We start from the raw sequence: 17,857 nt of genomic DNA, 5'->3' as shown, positions 1-17,857 counted from the left end.
CCGGCGCACCCTACCGATGCCGTGCGGCGACCCACGCGGCGATCTGGCTGCGCCCGGAGAACCCCAGCTTGGCCAGGATGTGTTGGACGTGGGTCTCGACGGTCCGTTCGGAGATGTGCGCCGTCGCGGCGATCTGCCGGTTCGTCAGGCCCCGGCCGACCCACTCCGCGATCTCGGCCTCCCGAGCGCTCAGCGGGCCGTCGCCCGCGGCTTCGAGCCGGGCGGCGAGCGGCCGCATCCCGAGCTCGCGGGCGGTGCGCAGCGCGGCCGCGGCCAGCTCGCCCGCCTCCGTGCGGTCGCCGGTCCGCTGCAGGATCGCGGCGAGCCGGGCGCGGCCCAGGGCCGCGAACGGGCGCAGGCCCGCGGCGTCGTCGAGCGCGATCGCCGTGCGCAGGTGCCGGACGGCGGCCTCGGTCCGCCCCGCGGCTCGCGCCGCCATACCGGCGTACTGGTGGACCGACCCGGACACGGTCAGCGCACCGGCGCCACCCGCCTGGAACAGGTCGACATGGCGGCGGAGCCACCGCAGCCCGGCCTCGCCCGTCGCGCGGTCCCCCAGGTCGGCCGCCGCGACCGCCCGCCTGCACTCGACGACCAGCACGATGTACCGCGGGATGCTCGGCGACCCGACCGGCGGAAGCAGCCGGTAGACCCGCTCCGCCTCCGCGCGACGCCCCCTCTCCGCGTACCAGTGCGTCAGCTCGGCGCGCAGGATCGCGACGTTGGGGGTCGAGTCGTCCCGGGCCGGCTCGGGGATCCACTCCTCCTCCGGACAGGGATCGCCGGTCAGACCCGAGATCACGAGCCGCAGCGCGGAGGTCGACACCGACAGCCCCGACGGGCCCGCCTCGAGCTCACCCGCCTCCTCGTTCAGGGCGCTGGCCTCGGCGAAGTGGCCGCGGCCGAACGCCAGCGCGGCCCGACAGCGCAGCAGGTGCACCCGGGCAAGCGGTCGGCGCAGCCGTGCGACCAGCGGTTCCAGCAGCTCGATCTCGTGCTCGGCCGCGGCGAGGTCGCCCGCCTGCGCCAGGGCGTCGAACCGCCAGACCCGGCCCCAGAGGGCGTCCTCGGGATCGGCGGTGCGCTCTCCGATCCCGACGAGCCGGGTGCCCAGCTCGAGACGTTCGGCGTTGCCCTCCGGACCCGAGCGCGCGAGCTGGCGGGCGCGCAGCGCCGCCACCAGGGACGGCGGGTCGTCCAGCCGCTCGGCCATGGCGAGCGCGGCCGCGCTGACCGCCTCGACCACGCTCGGGTCGCGGCCCGACGACGCCGCCAGCGCCCGCTGCGCCAGCAGCCGCGAGCGCAGCGGACCGTCGACGGTGGGCAGCACCGCGAGCGCCTCGTCCGTCCACGCGCGACTGCGCTCGATCCACTCCGGGTCGGACACCGCGGGCAACACCAGCGCGGCCCGGCCCACCGCCTCGGGAACGCCCAGCCGCCGGGCCAGGTCCACGGCCTGCGTGGCGCGGTCCGCCGCGTCCGCGACCGAGTGCGACCAGGCCAGCACCTCGGCGGTGCGCAGCAGCAGGTCCAGCCGCTCCGAGGGATCACCGACGTGCTCGTCGAGCACCCGCCCGAAGATCCGTGCGGCCTCCTCGTAGGCGAGCCGCCGAAGCGCCAGCTCCCCCGCCGCCCGCGCCCAGCCGAGCGCGGCCTCCCGGTCCCCGAGCGGCAACGCGGCCAGGGCGTGCCGCGCGAGCTCCGGCAGGACGTCCGGGTCGTCCGCCCGCGCGGCCAACACGTCCGCCACCGCCAGGTGGATCGCCTGCCGCGTCGGCAGATCGGCGAGCAGTGCCTCCCGGACCAGATCGTGGGTGAACCGCACCCGACCACCGACCCGCTCCACCACCCCGTCGACGACGGCGGGATACAGCACGGCGACCGGATCCGCGGCTCCCAACGCACCGAGCAGGGTCAGCTCGCACTCGCGCCCCACCACCGCGACCCGCTCCAGCTGCGCACGACACCCCGCGGGCAAGCGGGCGACCCGCCGCGCGACGACGTCGCGGACGGTCCCGGGCAGCCGACTCCCCCCGGCCTCGACCAGCGCCTGGACGAAGAACGGGTTCCCGCCGGTCCGCGCCCACAGCCATCCGTCCCCACCCGCGGGAGCGCCCCACCCCGACCCCCTCGAGTCCGACACCACGCCACGCGAACCCGACCCCGCCGACCCCGAGTTCGACGCCGCGCCCGCCGCGCCGCGCCGGGCCGCGCGGTGCGCCTCGGCGAGGCCGGCGACCTCGTGGGGGCTCAGGCCCGCCAGGTCCATCCGCGTCCCCGGCACGGCGGTCAGCGACGACCGCAGCTCGGCGGGCCGGTAGGTACCCACGAGGACCAACCGGGCGTCGGGCTCGTGGGCCACGTGCGCGAGCAGCGCGACGGAGGCGGGGTCGGCCCAGTGCAGGTCGTCGAGCACCACGACCAGCCCCGCAGGCCGCGCGGCGTCGACGAGGAACCCGGCGGCGGCGTCGAACAGGGCGAAGCGCTCGGCGGGTCCGGTCGCGGCGGGTGGGGTGGCCGCGTCGAGCGGAGCCAGCGCGGCCGGGACCGCCCCGTCGAGCGCGCGCCAGGCACGCAGCACCCGTCGCCACGGCCAGTACGCGGGGGCACCCTCGTCCTCGCTGCACCCGCCCCAGAGCACCGGCACCGCCCGGGCCCCGGCGAGCCTGCCCAGTTCCGCGGTCAGCCGGGTCTTGCCGATGCCCGGCTCCCCGCCGACCAGCACCGTCGCGGGGTCACCGGCCAGGGCGGCCTCCAGCCGGGCGGTGAGCTCGGCGAGCTCCGCCTCCCTGCCGACGAACCGCGGCTGCACCGCGTATCGGTACCACGGATCCGTGGTTTCCACGATGGCCTGCGCGGCGAGTGGCCGTAGACCGGGACCATGAACCGGACAGCCTTCCGCGCCGACCGCCTCTTCGACGGCATGACCTGCGTCGATCACCCGACCCTGCTCGTCGAGGACGGCCGGGTGACCGCCGTCGGCGACGACGTCCCACCCGACATCGAGCTGGTGGAGCTGGCCGGCGCCACCCTGCTGCCCGGCCTCGTCGACACGCACGTCCACCTCGCGTTCGACGCGAGTACCGACGTGGTCGGCGCCCTGGCCGCCCGCGACGCCGAGGCCGAGCTCGCCGCGATGGCCGAGGCCGCCCGGGCCCAGCTCGCCGCCGGCGTGACGACGGTCCGGGACCTCGGCGACCGCGCCTACGCGTCGCTGCGGCTCGACACCGACCTGACCGTGGTGTCCGCGGGCCCGCCGATCACCAGCGTGGGCGGACACTGCCACTACCTCGGCGGCGAGACCGTCGACGTGCGCGCCGCGGTCCGCGAGCGCGCCGCCCGAGGCTGCGGCGTGGTCAAGGTGATGGCCAGCGGCGGCGGGCTCACCCCGGGCACCGACGTGCTCGCCCGCCAGTTCGACGACGACGACCTGCGCGCGGTCGTCGACGAGGCCCACCGACACGGCCTGCCCGTGACCGCGCACGCGCACGCGGTGGAGGCGGTCGCCCAGGCCGTGCGGGCCGGGGTGGACGGGATCGAGCACGCGAGCTGCTTCACCGCGGAGGGCGTCGACCTCCCCGAGGAGCTGCTCGCCGAGATCGTGCGGCGGCGGATCGCGATCGGGGCGACAGTGGGGGTGGTCCCGATCGCAGGCCTGGTACCGCCGCCGCACGTGCTGCGCCGCCTACCCGCGATCCAGGCGAACCTCGCCCGGATGGTGGCCGCCGGGGCGGTCGTGGTGGCGGGCACGGACGCGGGGATCGCGCCGCTCAAGCCGCACGGCGTGCTGCCCCGCGGACTCGCCGACCTGGTCGCGGCGGGGATGACCCCGCTGGAGGCGCTCCGTGCGGGTACGGCGACCGCCGCCGCCGTCGTCGGGCTCGGGGAGCGGAAGGGCAGGCTCGCACCGGGGTACGACGCCGACGTGCTCGCCGTCGCGGGCGACCCGACCACCGATCCCGGGGCCCTGCTGGCCCCGGTCGCCGTCGTGGTGGGCGGTCGCGTCCTGGAGACGGTCCGATGAGGCCCGCGCCGACCGCACCCTCCACGCCGACCGCGCCCTCCACGCCGCCCCGGGTCGCGACGCCCCCGCCCACGGCCCCGCCTGCGGCCGCCCGGGCCGCGTCGGCGGTTCCGCGGCGCGCTCTGCGGTGGCTGGGGCGGGCCCTGTGGGACGCCGCGTGCTCACAACCCGCCTGGTACTGGTGCTACGGCGGGTTCGTGGTGCCGCCGTTCCTCTCCCACAGCGCCTTCCCGTGCTCGGCCAGCCTGGACCGCAGCTCCGGGTCGAGCGCCTCGACCTCCCCGCCCAGCGACACCAGCTGACCGGCCGCGACCTCGAGCGACTCGACGTCCAGGGTCAGCTCGCGCCACCCGTCGGCGTCCGGCTCGCATGCACCGGCGAGAGCCGCGGCGGCCGCCTCGACGTCCGTGACCCGTGTGAGTGCCCGCAGCCCGCGCTCGGACAGCCGGATCCGCACCCGGGTGCGCAGCATCGTCGCAGCGAAGTCCGCGGCCGACTCCGCCCACCAGGCGGGCAGGTCGAAGTCGGGGCGGTCGAACCGGTCGTCGAGCAGGGTGGCCTCGGCGATCCTGGCGGCGCGGTAGGTGCGGACGTCCGTGCCGACCCGGGCAACGAGGTACCAGACCCCCGCCTTGAGGACGAGCCCGAACGGCTCGACCTCCCGGCGCACCGCGCGCGGTCCGTACACGATGGACACGCGGCGCTGCTCCCACAGCGCCTCCGCGAGCGTCCCCAGGTGCTCCACCTCGGCGGGGGTGTGGAACCAACCCGGCGCGTCGAGATGCACCCGCTCGCTGACGATCCGGGCGTGCGCGCGCAGCCCCTCCGGCAGCGTCGCGAGGATCTTGGCCTGGGCTCCCGCGAGCGCGGTGCCCATGCCGAGCTCGGCGAGCAGCTGCGGGGCTCCCATCGCGAACATCGCGGCGGCCTCGTCGCCGGTGAGCCCGTCCAGCCGGGTCCGCCAGCCCTCCACGAGCCGGATCCCGCCGCCCGGCCCGGGCTCGGTCCAGATCGGCACGCCCACCTCGGTCAGCGAGGCGATGTCCCGGTAGATCGTCCGCTCGGACACCTCCAGCTCGACGGCCAGCTCGGCCGCCGTGGCCGAGCGGCGACGCTGCAGCACGAAGAGCAGGGCCATCAACCGGGACGCGCGCACGGCCCGATCGTCCCAGCCGGCAGGCTGCCCGTGTGGACACCCTCTCGACACGCCAGGTCTACGCGAACGACTGGATGACCGTCCGGGAGGACGCGATCCGCCGCGCGGACGGCACGGACGGGGTCTACGGCGTCGTCGACAAGCCCACGTACGCCCTGGTCATCCCGCGCGACGGAGACCGCCTGCACCTCGTGGAGCAGTTCCGCTACCCGATCGGCATGCGGCGCTGGGAGTTCCCCGCGGGCACCGCGCCGGACCGCGCCGACCAGGACCCCGCCGAGCTCGCGGTGCGGGAGCTGGTCGAGGAGACGGGGCTACGAGCCGGGCGGATGGAGCGGATCGGGCTGCTGGACGTGGCGCCCGGGATGTCCAGCCAGCGCGGTCACGTGTACCTCGCGACCGAGCTGACCGAGGGTGAACCGCAGCGGGAGCACAGCGAGCAGGACATGCGGCAGGGCTGGTTCACCACGGCGGAGTTCGAGCGCATGATCGCCGAAGGCGAGATCACGGACGCCCAGTCCATCGCGGCCTACCAGCTCCTCCTGCTGCACGACCGCCGCTGACGCTCGGGGACCCCGAGCACCACGCAGCAACGCTCGGGGTCCCCGAGCGTCGGGCGTCAGGACAGGTGCACCGGCAGCGCGGTGAGGCGGCGGGCACCGGGCAGCGGTTGCCAGGTCAGCTCCTCCTTCGGCACGGCCAGGCGCAGGTCCGGGAACCGGGTGAACAACGCCCGCAGCGCCACCTCCCCCTCCTGCCGCGCCAGCGCCGCACCCAGGCAGTAGTGGGCCCCGTGCCCGAACCCGAGGTGTCCTTCCCCCCGCTCCGGCGCGCGCGTCACGTCGAACCGCTCGGGATCGGTGAACTCCCGCGGATCACCGTTGGCGGACAACAGGATCGGCTGGACCGTCGCGCCCGCGGGGATCTCCACGCCACCGACCTCGACCGCCTCGGTCGTGTACCGCACCCGCGGCTGGTTGACCGGTCCGTGGAGTCGCATCAGCTCGTGCACCGCGGTCGGCCACAACGACGGGTCGGCCTGCAGCCGGGCGAGCTGGTCCGGGTGGGTGAGGAGCGCCGCGGTGCTGTTGGCGATCAGGTGCGCGGTCGTCTCGTGGCCGGCGAACACCAGCGACAACACCATCGTGACCAGCTCGAAGTCGGACAGCCGGTCGCCGTGCCCATGGTCGACTCCGCAGGCTGCGTCCGCGTCCCCCTCCTGCGCCCGGATCATCCCGGAGAGCAGGTCGTCGGTGGGCTCCACCCGGCGGCGGGCGATCAACCCCTCGATGTGGTCGACCGTCGCGCGCAGCGCGCCCGGGACCCGGGTCGGGTCCGCCGACACCAGCTCCCGCCCCCACACGTGCCAGTCCGCCCGGTCGGACTCCGGGATCCCGACGAGCTCGCAGATCACCGTGATCGGCAGCGGATAGGCGTAGGCCTCGACGAGATCGGCCTCCCCGGACAGCCCGTCGAGCAGGTCCGCCGCGATCCGCTCGACGCGCGGACGGAGATCGCCGACCCGGCGGACGGTGAACGCGCGCGAGACGAGCTTGCGCAGCCGGGCGTGGTCGGCCCCGTCCGCGTCGATGATGCTCGCGGTGAGGTAGGGGATCAGGTCCGGGGTCACCCCGATCGAGGCCATCAGCTCCGCGCGGGTGTCCCGGCCCGCGGGCGAGTGCGCGGCGTCGTTGACGAACCGGGGGTCGCCCAGCACCGCGCGGACGTCCGCGTACCGGGTGACCAGCCACAGCGGCGCCTCGTCGCCGCCGAAGCCGAACCGGCTGCGCAGCACCGGCGCCTGCTCACGGAGCCGTCCGAACGCGTTCCACGGATCGGCGAGCAGCGCGGGATCGGTGAGGGCGGGGGCGTCGATCACGGTCACGGCATCTCCCAGGTCGAGCGGACGGCATCACGCGGACAGCGCGTCGATGTAGGTCAGGAGTGAGCGGTGGAGCGCGGCGCTCGCGGCGGCCACCTCGGCCGTCGGGACGCCCGCGGGGTCCTCCAGGGCGGAGCGCAGGGCGTGTTCGAGCAGGTCCGCGCGGCCCGCGGGATCGGCGGGGCCGGGCACCGTCGGCATGCCGTCGATGAAGAAGAACCCCGTGGTGACGGCGCTGAACACGCGCATCTGCTCGTCGACCGTCAGGTCGGTGCGCAGCAGGCGCGCCTCGCGGAGCAGCCCGAACCACGCGCGCCCGACCTCGGTCCGCCGCTCGACGATCCCGCCCAACGCCGCCGCCGCCTCGTGCGCGAGCCTGCCCAGGATCTCGGGGTCGCCGAGGTAGAGGGGGCGGGTGACCGGGTCCTGCGCCAACTCGCGGTAGAGCGAGCCGACCGTGCGGGCGGGCAGCGCCTCGGCAGGGTCGGCCTCCATCCGGTCCGCCATCCCGCCGATCACGCCGCGGTGGCTGCGCATCAGCACGGCCAGGAACAGCGCCTCCTTGGTGCGGAAGTGCAGGTAGACGGTGCCCTTGCCCACGCCCGCCTGCTTCGCGACGTCCTCGATCGTGACCCGCTGATACCCCCACCGGACCAGGAGGTCGGCGGCCGCGTCGAGCAGCCGGGACTCTCTCGTGACCAGATGAGCGGTTTCGGTCATGAGGTCAGCGTATACCGTGGATCCATGGGTTACGCGCACCTCCTCGTCAAAGAGGACGGGGACACCGTCCGCATCACGATGAACCGGCCGGAGCGCCGCAACGCGCTCTCCGAGGAGCACCTCCGCGAGCTGCTGGCGGCGTTCGAGGACGCGGGCAGCAGCGATGCCACGGGGATCGTGCTCGGCGCGGAGGGCAAGGCGTTCTCCGCCGGACACGACTTCGCGGATGTCGCCGCCCGGGACCTCAAGGGCGTCCGCGAGCTGCTCACCCTCTGCACCGAGCTGATGCAGACCATCCAGGCCGTGCCGCAGGTCGTCATCGCGAAGGTGCAGGCCGTCGCGACGGCGGCAGGGTGCCAGCTCGTCGCCACCTGCGACCTGGCCGTGGCGGCCGACACGGCGACGTTCGCGCTGCCCGGCGGCAAGGGCGGCTGGTTCTGCCACACCCCCGCCGTCCCGGTCGCGCGGAACGTCGGCCGCAAGCGGCTGATGGAGCTCGCCCTGACCGGCGACCCGATCGACGCCGCCACCGCCGTCGACTGGGGCCTGGTCAACTACGCCGTGCCCGCCGCCGAGCTGGACGCCCGCACGGACGACCTGCTCGCCCGCGCCACCCGCGGGAGCCGGTTCGGCAAGGAGGTGGGCAAGCAGACCCTCTACGCGCAGCTGGACCGCCCCGAGGCGGACGCCTACGCCATCGCCGTCGAGGTCATGGCGTCGATGTCGCAGTCCGCGGGGGCGAAGGAGGGCATGGCGAGCTTCCTCGAGAAGAGGGCTCCCGTCTGGTCCGACTAGGGTGCCCGGCGATGGTGTCCCGCAGAGCGTTCCTGGCCGGTACCGCCGGGCTGGCGGCGCTCGCGGGCTGCGGGGCCGGGGGCACCACCTTCGAACGCATGCGGTCCTCCGGGGTGGCGCGCATCGGGATCGCCGGTGAGCGGCCCTACGGCTTCCTCGGCTCCGACGGCTCGGTCACCGGCGAGGCTCCCGCGGTCGCCCGCGCGGTCCTCGACGGCCTCGGGGTGGCGGACGTCGAGGCGGTCCAGGTCCCCTTCGCCGCCCTGCTCGACGGACTGCTGGCCCGCCAGTTCGACATCGTCGCCGCCGGCACCACGATCACCCCGAGCCGCTGCGCGCGCGTGGCCTTCTCGCGGCCGGACTTCCTCGCGCCCCTGGCCTTCCTCGTCCCCGCGGGCAACCCACGCGGCATCCGCACGTTCGAGGGCGTCCGCCGGGCGGGCCTCGTGGTCGGGGTGCTGGCCGGGTCGGCCGAGGCCGAGTACGCACAGGCCGCGGGCGTACCCGCGGACTCGGTCCGCCAGTACGACGGACAGAGCACCCTGTTCCGCGCAGTGGCGAACGGCGAGGTCCCGGTGGGTGCCCTGACCCGCATCTCCCTGCTGGACGAGCTGTCCCGCAACCCCGGGACGGCCCTGGAGGTCACCCCCGGCGTCGCCGCCGCGGTGAACGGCGACGGCGAGCGCGTCCACCCCGTGGGCGCGTTCGCCTTCCGCCCGGAGGACACCGACCTGCGCGCCGCGTTCGACGCGGGCCTGACCGACCTGCAGACCTCCGGCCGCTGGCTGGAGACCGTGCACCCCTTCGGGTTCACCGACGAGAACCTCCCGCCGCCCGGGCTGACGACCGACCGCGTCTGCCGTCAGTGACTCAGGATCGCGTGCAGGAAGGTCTGGGTGCGCTCGTGGTCCGGGGCGGTGAACAGCCGCTCCGGCGGGGCGTCCTCGATGACGCGGCCGCCGTCGAGCATCATCACGCGGTCCGAGAAGTCCCGGGCGAAGCCCATCTCGTGGGTCACGCAGAGGAACGTGATGTCCGTGGTCTCGCCGAGGTCCTTCAGCAGCGCCAGCACCCCCGCGACCAGCTCGGGGTCCAGGGCCGAGGTGACCTCGTCGAGCAGGAGGACGTCCGGGCGCATGGCCAGCGCCCTGGCGATCGCGACCCGCTGCTGCTGACCGCCGGAGAGCTGCGTGGGGTGGGCGTCGATCTTCTCCCCCAGCCCCACCAGCTCCAACAGGTCCGCGGCGCGCGCGTTCGCCTCGTCCTTCGACAGCCCGAGCACGCGGGTGGGTCCCTCGACGAGGTTGCCGCGCACGGTCATGTTCGGGAACAGGTTGAACTGCTGGAACACCATCCCGATCCGACGGCGCACCACGCTCAGCGCCTTCTCGTTCGGCGCGTGGCTCAGCGACTCGCCGCCGACGGTGATCGACCCGGCGGTCACCCTGTCCAGCGTCATGAGCAGCCGCAGGATCGTCGTCTTGCCGGAGCCGGACGGGCCGATCAGCGTGACGTGCTCACCGGGCGCCACGGTGAAGCTCAGGTCCCGGAGCACGACGTTCTCGCCGAACCGCTTCTCCACGCCGTCGAAGACGATGAGGGGGTCAGGTGCGGACACTGCGGCGCTCCAGTCGTCGGACGAGCAGCGAGGCGGGATAGGACAACAACAGGAACAGGATGCCGGCGATCGTGTACGGCTCCACGTAGCGGAAGGTCTGCGAGCCGATCTCCCGGCCCGCGTTGACCACCTCGACGACGCCGATCGCCAGCAGCAGCGGGACCTCCTTGAACATCGAGATCACGTAGTTGCCCAGCGCGGGCAGCACCCGCGGGATCGCCTGCGGCAGCACGACACCCGTCCACACCCGACGGCGCGGGAGGGACAGCGCCGTCGCGGCCTCCCACTGACCCCTCGGCACCGCGTCGATCCCGGCGCGGTAGACCTCGGAGGTGTAGGTCGCGTAGTGCACGCCCAACCCGACGACGCCGATCGCGAAGGCGGACAACGTGACCCCCAGCCGGGGCAGGGCGAAGAAGAGGAAGAACACCTGCACCAGCAGGGGCGTGGAGCGGACGATCTCGATGAAGGCCGCCAGGATCTGGTCCACCACCGGGATGTGGGCCCGGCGGAGCACGGCGAACACGAGACCGAGCAGGAGCGCCACGACGGAGCCCAGCACGGTGATCTCGATCGTCGTGACGAGGGCGAGCAGGAGGTCCGGCAGGATCGCGAGGGCGTAGTCCCAGTCCCAGAGCGGCATCTAGACCGCCTCCAGCACGTTCCGGCGGCCGGTCGGGCGCCGCCCCAACCGCCCCGCGGCCCACCGCTCCAGCAGCCGCATGACCAGCGTGATCACCGCGGCGAGCCCGAGGTAGATCAGGAACACCACGCCGAAGATCAGGAACGTGTCGTCGCCGAAGTTCGGGATGAGCACCTCCCTGGCCTGCCGGGTCACCTCGGGCACCGTGATCAGCGCGAGAATCGCTGTGGACTTGAGCAGCTGGATGAACAGGTTGTTCAGCGGCGGCAACATCTCCACCAGCGCCTGCGGCAGGATCACCCGGCGCATCCGCTGGGCGGGGCTCAGGCTGAGCGCGATCGCCCCCTCGTACTGCGCGCGCGGCACCGAGCGGATCGCGCCGCGCACGATCTCCGCGCCGTACGCGCCGTGGTTGAGCCCGAGCACCGCGATGCCCGCCACCAGCGGCACCAGCTGGTACCCGACGAGCACCGGCAGCACGAAGTAGATCCAGAACAGCTGGACCACCTCGGACGTGCCGCGGAAGCCCTCGACGTAGACCCGGGTGGTCCCGCGGACCCACCTCCGGGGCGAGAGCAGCAGCAACCCCGCCCCGAAGGAGAGCACGACCGTGAGCACGATCCCGCCGAGGGTGGCGACGAGGGTGTCGGGGAGGCCCTCGGCGAGGACCGAGAGGATCCGGGGCAGGTTCTCCAACTCAGGCCGCGCAGAGCTTCTCGGTCGTGACGTCCGCGGCCGGGAGGTTGTCGGCGTTGAACCCGAACGGCTGCGCGATCTGCAGCCACTGACCGCTCTGGTGGAGCTTCGTGAGCTCGGTGTTGAACGCCGTGACGAAGTCGGCGTCCGCCGGGCGGAACACGAAGGCCCCCGCGGAGACGGTCGGGGCGCCGTCGATCACCGGGAAGAAGCCTTTGGTCACCTCCACCCCCGAGCCGGGGTTCTTGGCGACGACGTCGTTGAGCGAGATGTTCGTCAGCGCCGCCGCGTCCACCCGGTTCGAGGTGACCGCCTGCAGCAGCGTGTTCTGCGCGTCGAAGACCTGGATCTGCGAGTCCGGTACACCGCTGGACTGCGCGTACCCCTGCTCGACGGCTCCGCTCAGCACGGCGAGGCGCAGGTTCTTGGCCACGATGTCGTCGAAGGTCGCGATCCCCTGTGGATTGCCCACGGGCACGAGGAACGCCGTCGGCGCGGTGTAGTCCGGGACCGAGAACGCCGCGGACTTGCAGCGCTCCGGGTTGATGAACATCCCCGCCGTGACCATGTCGAACTGGTTGGCGTTCAACGCCGGGATCAACGAGCCGAAGTCCACCGTGGTCGCCTGGAGGTCGGTGACGCCCAGGTTCCTCAGCACCGCGCGACCGACCTCGACGGACTCCCCGGTGACCTTTCCGGACGCGTCGGTGAACCCGTACGGGGCCTCGTTGGCGATCCCGACCTTGATCGTGCCCGCCGCCTTGACCCGGTCGAGGGTGCTCTGGGCGGTCCCCCCGCTCTGCGGCACCTGGGTGCACGCGGCGAGCAGTGCGGGCCCCCCGATGGCGACCGCGCCCGCGACGGCGGAGCGGCGGAAGAACTCGCGGCGGGTCCAGGACGATCCGGACATGACAGGCCCCCTCTTCACGGCGTCGGTGCCGATCGGAGCCGAACTCCGCACTGCGGTAGTGCGCGCCGGTGACCGGCAACGTCGATCGAACGTAGGGGGTGCGTCCGAGGGGGTGAAGCCCACGTGCGCACTGCGTTACACAAGCGCAACCGATGGGCACGCTGTGCACACGCTGCCGCGATCCCGGCCCCGGAGGGTGATCGCCCTGCGGCGCGGCGGCCTCGCATGGGGAAGGATCGGGGCATGGCACTGCTGCGCATCGCGGGGATCCCCGTCCCCGGCCCGTCCGACATGCTCGACGGGGCGCGGGCCGTCGCGGAGTGGACCGGGGAGGCGGTCGGCGTCGCCGCGGGCCTGCCGGAGCGCGCGGTGGTCCTGCTGGACGACGTCGGCGGCCTCGTCGGGCGCATCGGCGGCATCGCGGAGCGGGTCGAGTCCCTGCTCACGCAGGTCGAGGGTGTGGCGTCGCGCGCAGACTCCCTGATCGGCCGCGTGGACCGCACCGCGAACGAGGCACAGTCCCTGATCGCGCGGGTGGGGGTCACGGCGGGCCGGGCGGACGAGCTGATCTCCCGCGTCGACGAGACCGCGGGCCGGGCGGACACCCTGATCGGCCGCGTCGGGGGCACGGCCGAGCAGGCGACCGAGCTCATCGCGCGCGTCAGCGAGACGGCGGGCGAGGCGACCGAGCTGATCACCCGCGTCGGCGCCACCGCGGGCGAGGCGACCGAGCTGATCACCCGCGTCGGCGGGACCGCGGGGGCGGCGGAGGACCTGGTCGCCCGCGTGAGCGGGGTGGCCGGGGACGCCGAGCGGATCGTGCAGTCCGCCGGTGCGGTCGCCGCGGAGGCGCGCACGGTCGTGTCCGGCGCGAACGCCGTCGCGGACGACGCGGCCGGGGTCGTCTCCCGCGCGGGCGCCGTCGCGGGCCGGGCGGACGACCTGGTGAACGACGCCTCCGGCCTCAGCGCCCAGGCCGGCGAGATGCTCGCGACCTACAAACCGATCAGTGACCGGGCCGCCCCGCTCGCCGCGAAGTTCGTCGAGGAGTTCTCCGAGGACGAGCTGCGCGCGGCGATCCGGATGGTCGACCAGCTGCCACAGCTGGTCGAGCACCTGGAGCACGACATCATGCCCATCCTGCGGACCCTCGACCGCGTGGGCCCGGACGTCCACGACCTGCTCGACGAGCTGCAGGGCGTGCGCCAGGCCATCACCGGCATCCCCGGCTTCTCCTTCTTCCGCAAGCGCGGCGAGGAGAAGGAGTCCGAGGACGTCTGAGCCGCCGCCGAGCACGGGGTGCGTGCCACGCTCAGCGTTCACCGGCCGCGGGGTGCGGAGGTCCGGCCGGGTCCGGCTCGGGATCCACCCGGCCGTCGTCGCGGCGCTCGGCGTCGTGCTCCCCCCGCGACCCGACGGGCCCGCGGGCCCGGTGGTCGACGTCGCCCGGCGCGAGGGCGGGCTGCGCCAGCTCCGACCCGACCACGGCGGAGAGCACCAGCAGCACCCCGAGCACGACCAGCCAGGACAGCAGCACCGTCGCGACCCCGAGCAGCCCGAGCCTGTCGACCGAGCGCGCTGTCGCGATCGGCACGACGAGTCCCGAGGCCGCGACGAGCAGGGCCTGGCCCACGCCCGTCAGGAGCGCGCCCGGCAGCAGGGCCCGCCACCGGACCCGCCCGCGGAGCAGGACGTACTGGATCGGCCACCACAGCGCCAGCCCGGTCGCGGCGTACACCCCGAGCGCGACGACCGGGCTGCCCAGCAGCCAGCCGAGCACCGGGGCCAGCAGGATGAGGACCCCGAGCTCCGCGACGAGCGTGGCGGACGCCAGCAGCCCCCGGCCGTACCCCCGGAGTCCGGTCGACGCGAGCCCCCAGGCGGCCGAGTAGGCGCGCTGCAGCGACCGGACGAACCCGAGGACCGACACGACGAGCAGGAGCCAGCCCACGACCGTCAGGGAGGGCTCCGTGGCGATCGGGTCCACGAGGTCGGTGAGCGTGCTCGCCGCCTCCCGGGAGAAGCCCAACCCGCTCGCGAGCGCTCCGCCGGAGCCCTGCTCCGAGACCGACAGGACCAGGGCGGCAGGCACCAGCGCGACGAAGGCCTGGGAGGCCGGCGCGAGGGCGCGGTCGTAGCCGTCGATCGCGGTCATGCGGCGCAGGACGCGGACGACGAGCCGGTCAGGCAGGCGAGGGGTCATCGGCGGCCGGGTCGGTGCGAGGAGCCACCGCGCGATGGTCGCGGACCACGGCCCCGGCTCACTCGAGGCCGTGCACGCCCCGGACCAGCGTGACGATCTCGTCCATCATCTCGGTCAGCTGGTAGTCCTTCGGCGTGAAGACCGCGGCGACGCCCCTCTCCTTGAGCGCCTTCGCGTCCTCGGCCGGGATGATGCCGCCGACGATCACGGGGACGTCGTCCGCACCCTGGGCGCGGAGGCCCTCGACGACCGCCGGGACGACCTCCATGTGCGAGCCGGACAGGATCGACAGCCCGACGACGTGCACGCCCTCCTGCACCGCCGCCGCCACGATCTGCGCCGGGGTGAGGCGGATGCCCTGGTAGACGACCTCGAAGCCGACGTCGCGGGCCCGCACGGCGACCTGCTCGGCGCCGTTGGAGTGCCCGTCGAGGCCCGGCTTGCCGACGAGCATCCGCAGCCGTGAGCCGAGCTCCTCACCGGTCTGCCGGACCCGCTCCCGGACCTCCGCGATCTCCACCGCCGCCTCCCCGGACGCCACCGCCGCCGACACGCCCGTCGGCGCCCGGAACTCGCCGAACACCTCGCGCAGCGCGCCCGCCCACTCCCCCGTCGTCACGCCGGCCTTGGCGCAGTCGATCGAGACCTGCATGAGGTTCTCGTCCGTCTTGGCCGCGTCCTGCAGCGCCTTGAGCACCTCGGCGACCTTCGTGGCGTCCCGCGCCGCGCGCCACTCCCGGATCGCGGCGACCGCCGCGGCCTCGGTGGCCGGGTCGACGGTCTCGATCGCGGCCGCGTCCCCCTGCAGCGGGCTGGGCTCGGTGGTGTCGAACTTGTTCACGCCGACCACGACGTCCTCGCCGGACTCGATCCGACGCCTGCGCTCGGCCAGGGCGGAGACCAGCTCGCCCTTCATGTAGCCGTTCTCGACGGCCGCGACCGCGCCGCCCATCTCCTGGACGCGGTCGATCTCGGCCTGTGCCCCCTCGACCAGCTCGGCGACCTTGGCCTCGATGACCTTCGAGCCCTCGAAGATGTCCTCGTACTCCAGCAGGTCGGTCTCGAAGGCGAGCACCTGCTGCATCCGCAGCGCCCACTGCTGGTCCCAGGGCCGCGGCAGGCCGAGCGCCTCGTTCCAGGCGGGCAGCTGGATCGCGCGGGCGCGGGCGTCCTTGGACAGGGTGACGGCCAGCATCTCCAGCACGATCCGCTGGACGTTGTTCTCGGGCTGGGCCTCGGTGAGCCCCAGCGAGTTGACCTGCACGCCGTAGCGCATGCGGCGCTGCTTGGGGTTCTCGACCCCGTAGCGCTCCCTGGTGATCGTGTCCCACATCCGGCCGAGGGCTCGGAGCTTGCACATCTCCTCGACGAACCGCAGCCCGGCGTTGACGAAGAACGAGATCCGCCCGACGACGTCCCCGAACCGCTCCGGCGGCACCTGCCCCGAGTCGCGGACCGAGTCGAGCACCGCGATCGCCGTGGACAGCGAGTACGCGAGCTCCTGCGCGGGCGTCGCGCCTGCCTCCTGCAGGTGGTAGCTGCAGATGTTGATCGGGTTCCACTTCGGGATCTCGGTGACCGACCACGCGACCATGTCCGTGATCAGCCGCAGGCTCGGGGCAGGCGGGAACACGTACGTCCCGCGGGACAGGTACTCCTTGACGATGTCGTTCTGCGTGGTCCCGGCGAGCCTCGCCCGGACCTCGGCGATGTCCATGCCCGAGGCCTCGGCCTGCTCCTCGGCGACCGCGACGTAGAGCGCGAGCAGCCACATCGCCGGGGCGTTGATCGTCATCGAGGTGTTGGCCTCGGCGATCGGGATGCCGTCGAACAGCGTGCGCATGTCCCCGATGTGGCTGACCGGCACGCCGACCTTGCCGACCTCGCCCTTGGCCAGCTCGTCGTCCGGGTCGTACCCGGTCTGGGTGGGCAGGTCGAAGGCCACCGACAGCCCGGTCTGGCCCTTCGCCAGGTTGCGCCGGTAGAGCGCGTTGGACTTCTCCGCCGACGAGTGTCCGGCGTAGGTCCGGATCACCCACGGACGGTCACGTTCACGATCGGTCGGGTACGGCACCGGACACCTCCACGTCGAAGACCTCCGGATCGTACTGGCCGGTAGCCGCCGCCACCCCCGACGAACGGACGTCGTCACACCTGTCTGGGTGGAAAACTACGCGATGTGCGCGAGAAAGTACCCATCCGGACGGGTCAGACGCGGTGGTACTTCGCGTCGAGGAAGCAGAAGACGCCGTAGGCGGCGATGCCCAGGGCGACCACGGTCAGCAGGACGACGCCGAAGGGCTGGGCGGCGAGGGCCTTGAGGGCCGAGTCCAGGCCGTTGGCCTCGGCCGGGTCGTACTTCACCGCGGCGGAGATGACGAGCACGCCCAGGACACCGATGGCGATCCCCTTCGCGATGTACCCGACCTGCCCGGAGCGCTCGTCCAGCCTGCGGGCGCGACGGTCCGCGCCGACGAGGTCCTGGTCCTCGGTGAACTTCTTCTTCCAGCCGTTGTAGACCATCACGCCGCCGCCAACCACGATCCCGACACCGATGATCCCCACGATGACCTGCCCGCCGGGGATGCCCAGGATGCCCGCCGTGGCCTTGCTGCCCCCGCCGCCCTGCGCGCGGCCGTTGACCGCCGTGGTCGCGGTGGCCACCGCCAAGACGGCGTAGACGACACCCAGACCGGCACTGACCACGCGCTTCATCAGCTTCTTCCGGCCGTCGTCGACGTAGGAGAAGCCGAACAGCGCGCTCGTCAGCCGCCAGAGCACCACACAGACGAACCCGACGAACAACAGCCACAGCAGCACGATGCCGAAGGGCTGGGCCGCCAGGGTGGTCAGGGCGCCACTCTGGTCGGCCTGCCCGCCGCCGCCGAACGCGACCTGCAGCGCCAGCCCGGCGATGAGCAGGTGCAGGACCCCGTTCGCGGCGATCCCGACCCGCGCGCCCTTCCTGACCGGCTCGCTGCGACCCGCCCGCGCCGCCTTCCGGTGGGCCCCGCCCAGGTCCGGCATCGAGTCCGGCAGGGCGTCCTCGGCGGACCGCACCGCCTGCTTCGCCGTGGCCCCGATCCCGTGCTCGCGGTCGGAGGGTGACGAGGTGGGTCGTGGCGTGGACATGGGCTCCTCCGGTGCTGGCCGCCGGCGTTCACCGGGGGTGTCGGAAAGGTGCCACGTCCGGGGGATCACGGCGACTCG

The 17,857-nt window shown here is 73.8% G+C and carries 16 protein-coding genes; 5 read left to right on the top strand and 11 right to left on the bottom strand.

Annotation, left to right across the window (positions count from 1 at the left end; translation table 11 throughout):
- Window positions 1-10: 10 nt before the first annotated feature.
- On the bottom strand, window positions 11-2,812 hold the full coding sequence (locus ABD993_RS05400) for an ATP-binding protein (protein WP_345413312.1): 2,802 nt from the start codon (window positions 2,810-2,812) through the stop codon (window positions 11-13).
- A gap of 69 nt (window positions 2,813-2,881) precedes the next feature.
- Here ABD993_RS05400 and ABD993_RS05395 point away from each other — a divergent pair, with 69 nt between their 5' ends.
- Window positions 2,882-4,024: an amidohydrolase family protein gene (locus tag ABD993_RS05395; RefSeq protein ID WP_345413310.1), complete on the top strand. Its 1,143-nt coding sequence runs from the start codon at window positions 2,882-2,884 to the stop codon at window positions 4,022-4,024.
- 184 nt (window positions 4,025-4,208) lie between these two features.
- On the opposite strand, the gene ABD993_RS05390 is transcribed toward ABD993_RS05395, so the two are convergent.
- Window positions 4,209-5,180: a helix-turn-helix transcriptional regulator gene (locus tag ABD993_RS05390; protein WP_345413308.1), complete on the bottom strand. Its 972-nt coding sequence runs from the start codon at window positions 5,178-5,180 to the stop codon at window positions 4,209-4,211.
- A gap of 74 nt (window positions 5,181-5,254) precedes the next feature.
- Here ABD993_RS05390 and ABD993_RS05385 point away from each other — a divergent pair, with 74 nt between their 5' ends.
- On the top strand, window positions 5,255-5,743 hold the full coding sequence (locus tag ABD993_RS05385) for an NUDIX domain-containing protein (protein WP_345413476.1): 489 nt from the start codon (window positions 5,255-5,257) through the stop codon (window positions 5,741-5,743).
- 56 nt (window positions 5,744-5,799) lie between these two features.
- On the opposite strand, the gene ABD993_RS05380 is transcribed toward ABD993_RS05385, so the two are convergent.
- Window positions 5,800-7,065 (bottom strand): cytochrome P450 family protein, encoded by a 1,266-nt coding sequence (locus ABD993_RS05380; protein ID WP_345413306.1) that lies wholly within the window; start codon window positions 7,063-7,065, stop codon window positions 5,800-5,802.
- Window positions 7,066-7,092: 27 nt separating this feature from the next.
- Window positions 7,093-7,782 carry a TetR/AcrR family transcriptional regulator gene (locus tag ABD993_RS05375; RefSeq protein WP_345413305.1) on the bottom strand — a complete coding sequence of 230 codons (690 nt, stop codon included), beginning with the start codon at window positions 7,780-7,782 and terminating at the stop codon, window positions 7,093-7,095.
- Window positions 7,783-7,806: 24 nt separating this feature from the next.
- On the opposite strand from ABD993_RS05375, the gene ABD993_RS05370 reads away from it, so the two are divergent.
- Both ABD993_RS05370 and ehuB (ABD993_RS05365) read left to right on the top strand, forming a co-directional pair.
- The gene (locus tag ABD993_RS05370) at window positions 7,807-8,577 is read left to right on the top strand and encodes an enoyl-CoA hydratase-related protein (protein ID WP_345413303.1); all 771 of its coding nucleotides are present in this window, start codon (window positions 7,807-7,809) and stop codon (window positions 8,575-8,577) included.
- A gap of 11 nt (window positions 8,578-8,588) precedes the next feature.
- On the top strand, window positions 8,589-9,446 hold the full coding sequence (ehuB, locus tag ABD993_RS05365) for an ectoine/hydroxyectoine ABC transporter substrate-binding protein EhuB (protein WP_345413301.1): 858 nt from the start codon (window positions 8,589-8,591) through the stop codon (window positions 9,444-9,446).
- On the opposite strand, the gene ABD993_RS05360 is transcribed toward ehuB (ABD993_RS05365), so the two are convergent.
- Genes ABD993_RS05360 through ehuB (ABD993_RS05345) form a run of 4 tightly spaced genes read right to left on the bottom strand, consistent with a single transcriptional unit; the run spans window position 9,440 to window position 12,444 of the window.
- Window positions 9,440-10,195 (bottom strand): amino acid ABC transporter ATP-binding protein, encoded by a 756-nt coding sequence (locus ABD993_RS05360; RefSeq protein WP_345413299.1) that lies wholly within the window; start codon window positions 10,193-10,195, stop codon window positions 9,440-9,442. The two genes, ehuB (ABD993_RS05365) and ABD993_RS05360, sit on opposite strands and share 7 nt — an antisense overlap.
- Window positions 10,182-10,838 (bottom strand): ectoine/hydroxyectoine ABC transporter permease subunit EhuD, encoded by a 657-nt coding sequence (gene ehuD, locus ABD993_RS05355; protein WP_345413297.1) that lies wholly within the window; start codon window positions 10,836-10,838, stop codon window positions 10,182-10,184. Before ehuD ends, ABD993_RS05360 begins: the two co-directional genes overlap by 14 nt.
- A complete protein-coding gene (gene ehuC / locus ABD993_RS05350; RefSeq protein ID WP_345413295.1) occupies window positions 10,839-11,534 on the bottom strand; it encodes an ectoine/hydroxyectoine ABC transporter permease subunit EhuC in 696 nt (231 codons plus the stop codon).
- Between the two features lies 1 nt (window position 11,535).
- The gene (gene ehuB / locus ABD993_RS05345; RefSeq protein ID WP_345413293.1) at window positions 11,536-12,444 is read right to left on the bottom strand and encodes an ectoine/hydroxyectoine ABC transporter substrate-binding protein EhuB; all 909 of its coding nucleotides are present in this window, start codon (window positions 12,442-12,444) and stop codon (window positions 11,536-11,538) included.
- A 243-nt stretch (window positions 12,445-12,687) separates the two neighbouring features.
- Here ehuB (ABD993_RS05345) and ABD993_RS05340 point away from each other — a divergent pair, with 243 nt between their 5' ends.
- Window positions 12,688-13,725: a hypothetical protein gene (locus tag ABD993_RS05340; RefSeq protein WP_345413291.1), complete on the top strand. Its 1,038-nt coding sequence runs from the start codon at window positions 12,688-12,690 to the stop codon at window positions 13,723-13,725.
- A 31-nt stretch (window positions 13,726-13,756) separates the two neighbouring features.
- Here ABD993_RS05340 and ABD993_RS05335 read toward each other — a convergent pair whose 3' ends face one another.
- The 3 genes from ABD993_RS05335 to ABD993_RS05325 form a co-directional block, all read right to left on the bottom strand.
- Window positions 13,757-14,647: a YhjD/YihY/BrkB family envelope integrity protein gene (locus ABD993_RS05335; protein WP_345413288.1), complete on the bottom strand. Its 891-nt coding sequence runs from the start codon at window positions 14,645-14,647 to the stop codon at window positions 13,757-13,759.
- A gap of 58 nt (window positions 14,648-14,705) precedes the next feature.
- Entirely contained in the window at window positions 14,706-16,721 is a 2,016-nt protein-coding gene (locus ABD993_RS05330; protein ID WP_345413285.1) for a protein meaA, read from the bottom strand.
- 134 nt (window positions 16,722-16,855) lie between these two features.
- Window positions 16,856-17,779 carry a DUF1206 domain-containing protein gene (locus ABD993_RS05325; RefSeq protein ID WP_345413283.1) on the bottom strand — a complete coding sequence of 308 codons (924 nt, stop codon included), beginning with the start codon at window positions 17,777-17,779 and terminating at the stop codon, window positions 16,856-16,858.
- Window positions 17,780-17,857: the final 78 nt, after the last annotated feature.

This window comes from Pseudonocardia xishanensis (assembly GCF_039541715.1).
GTDB lineage: Bacteria > Actinomycetota > Actinomycetes > Mycobacteriales > Pseudonocardiaceae > Pseudonocardia > Pseudonocardia xishanensis.
Note: the sequence above shows the minus strand (reverse complement) of the source record. Positions and strands in the feature narration are given on the sequence as shown.

Bases quoted from the DNA above. Each gene is read 5' to 3' on its own strand.
- ABD993_RS05395 (WP_345413310.1), top strand. From the start codon at position 2,882: ATGAACCGGACAGCCTTCCGCGCCGACCGCCTCTTCGACGGCATGACC.
- ABD993_RS05385 (WP_345413476.1), top strand. From the start codon at position 5,255: ATGACCGTCCGGGAGGACGCGATCCGCCGCGCGGACGGCACGGACGGG.
- ABD993_RS05375 (WP_345413305.1), bottom strand. From the start codon at position 7,782: ATGACCGAAACCGCTCATCTGGTCACGAGAGAGTCCCGGCTGCTCGAC.
- ABD993_RS05370 (WP_345413303.1), top strand. From the start codon at position 7,807: ATGGGTTACGCGCACCTCCTCGTCAAAGAGGACGGGGACACCGTCCGC.
- ehuB (WP_345413301.1), top strand. From the start codon at position 8,589: ATGGTGTCCCGCAGAGCGTTCCTGGCCGGTACCGCCGGGCTGGCGGCG.
- ehuD (WP_345413297.1), bottom strand. From the start codon at position 10,838: ATGCCGCTCTGGGACTGGGACTACGCCCTCGCGATCCTGCCGGACCTC.
- ehuB (WP_345413293.1), bottom strand. From the start codon at position 12,444: ATGTCCGGATCGTCCTGGACCCGCCGCGAGTTCTTCCGCCGCTCCGCC.
- ABD993_RS05340 (WP_345413291.1), top strand. From the start codon at position 12,688: ATGGCACTGCTGCGCATCGCGGGGATCCCCGTCCCCGGCCCGTCCGAC.
- ABD993_RS05335 (WP_345413288.1), bottom strand. From the start codon at position 14,647: ATGACCCCTCGCCTGCCTGACCGGCTCGTCGTCCGCGTCCTGCGCCGC.
- ABD993_RS05325 (WP_345413283.1), bottom strand. From the start codon at position 17,779: ATGTCCACGCCACGACCCACCTCGTCACCCTCCGACCGCGAGCACGGG.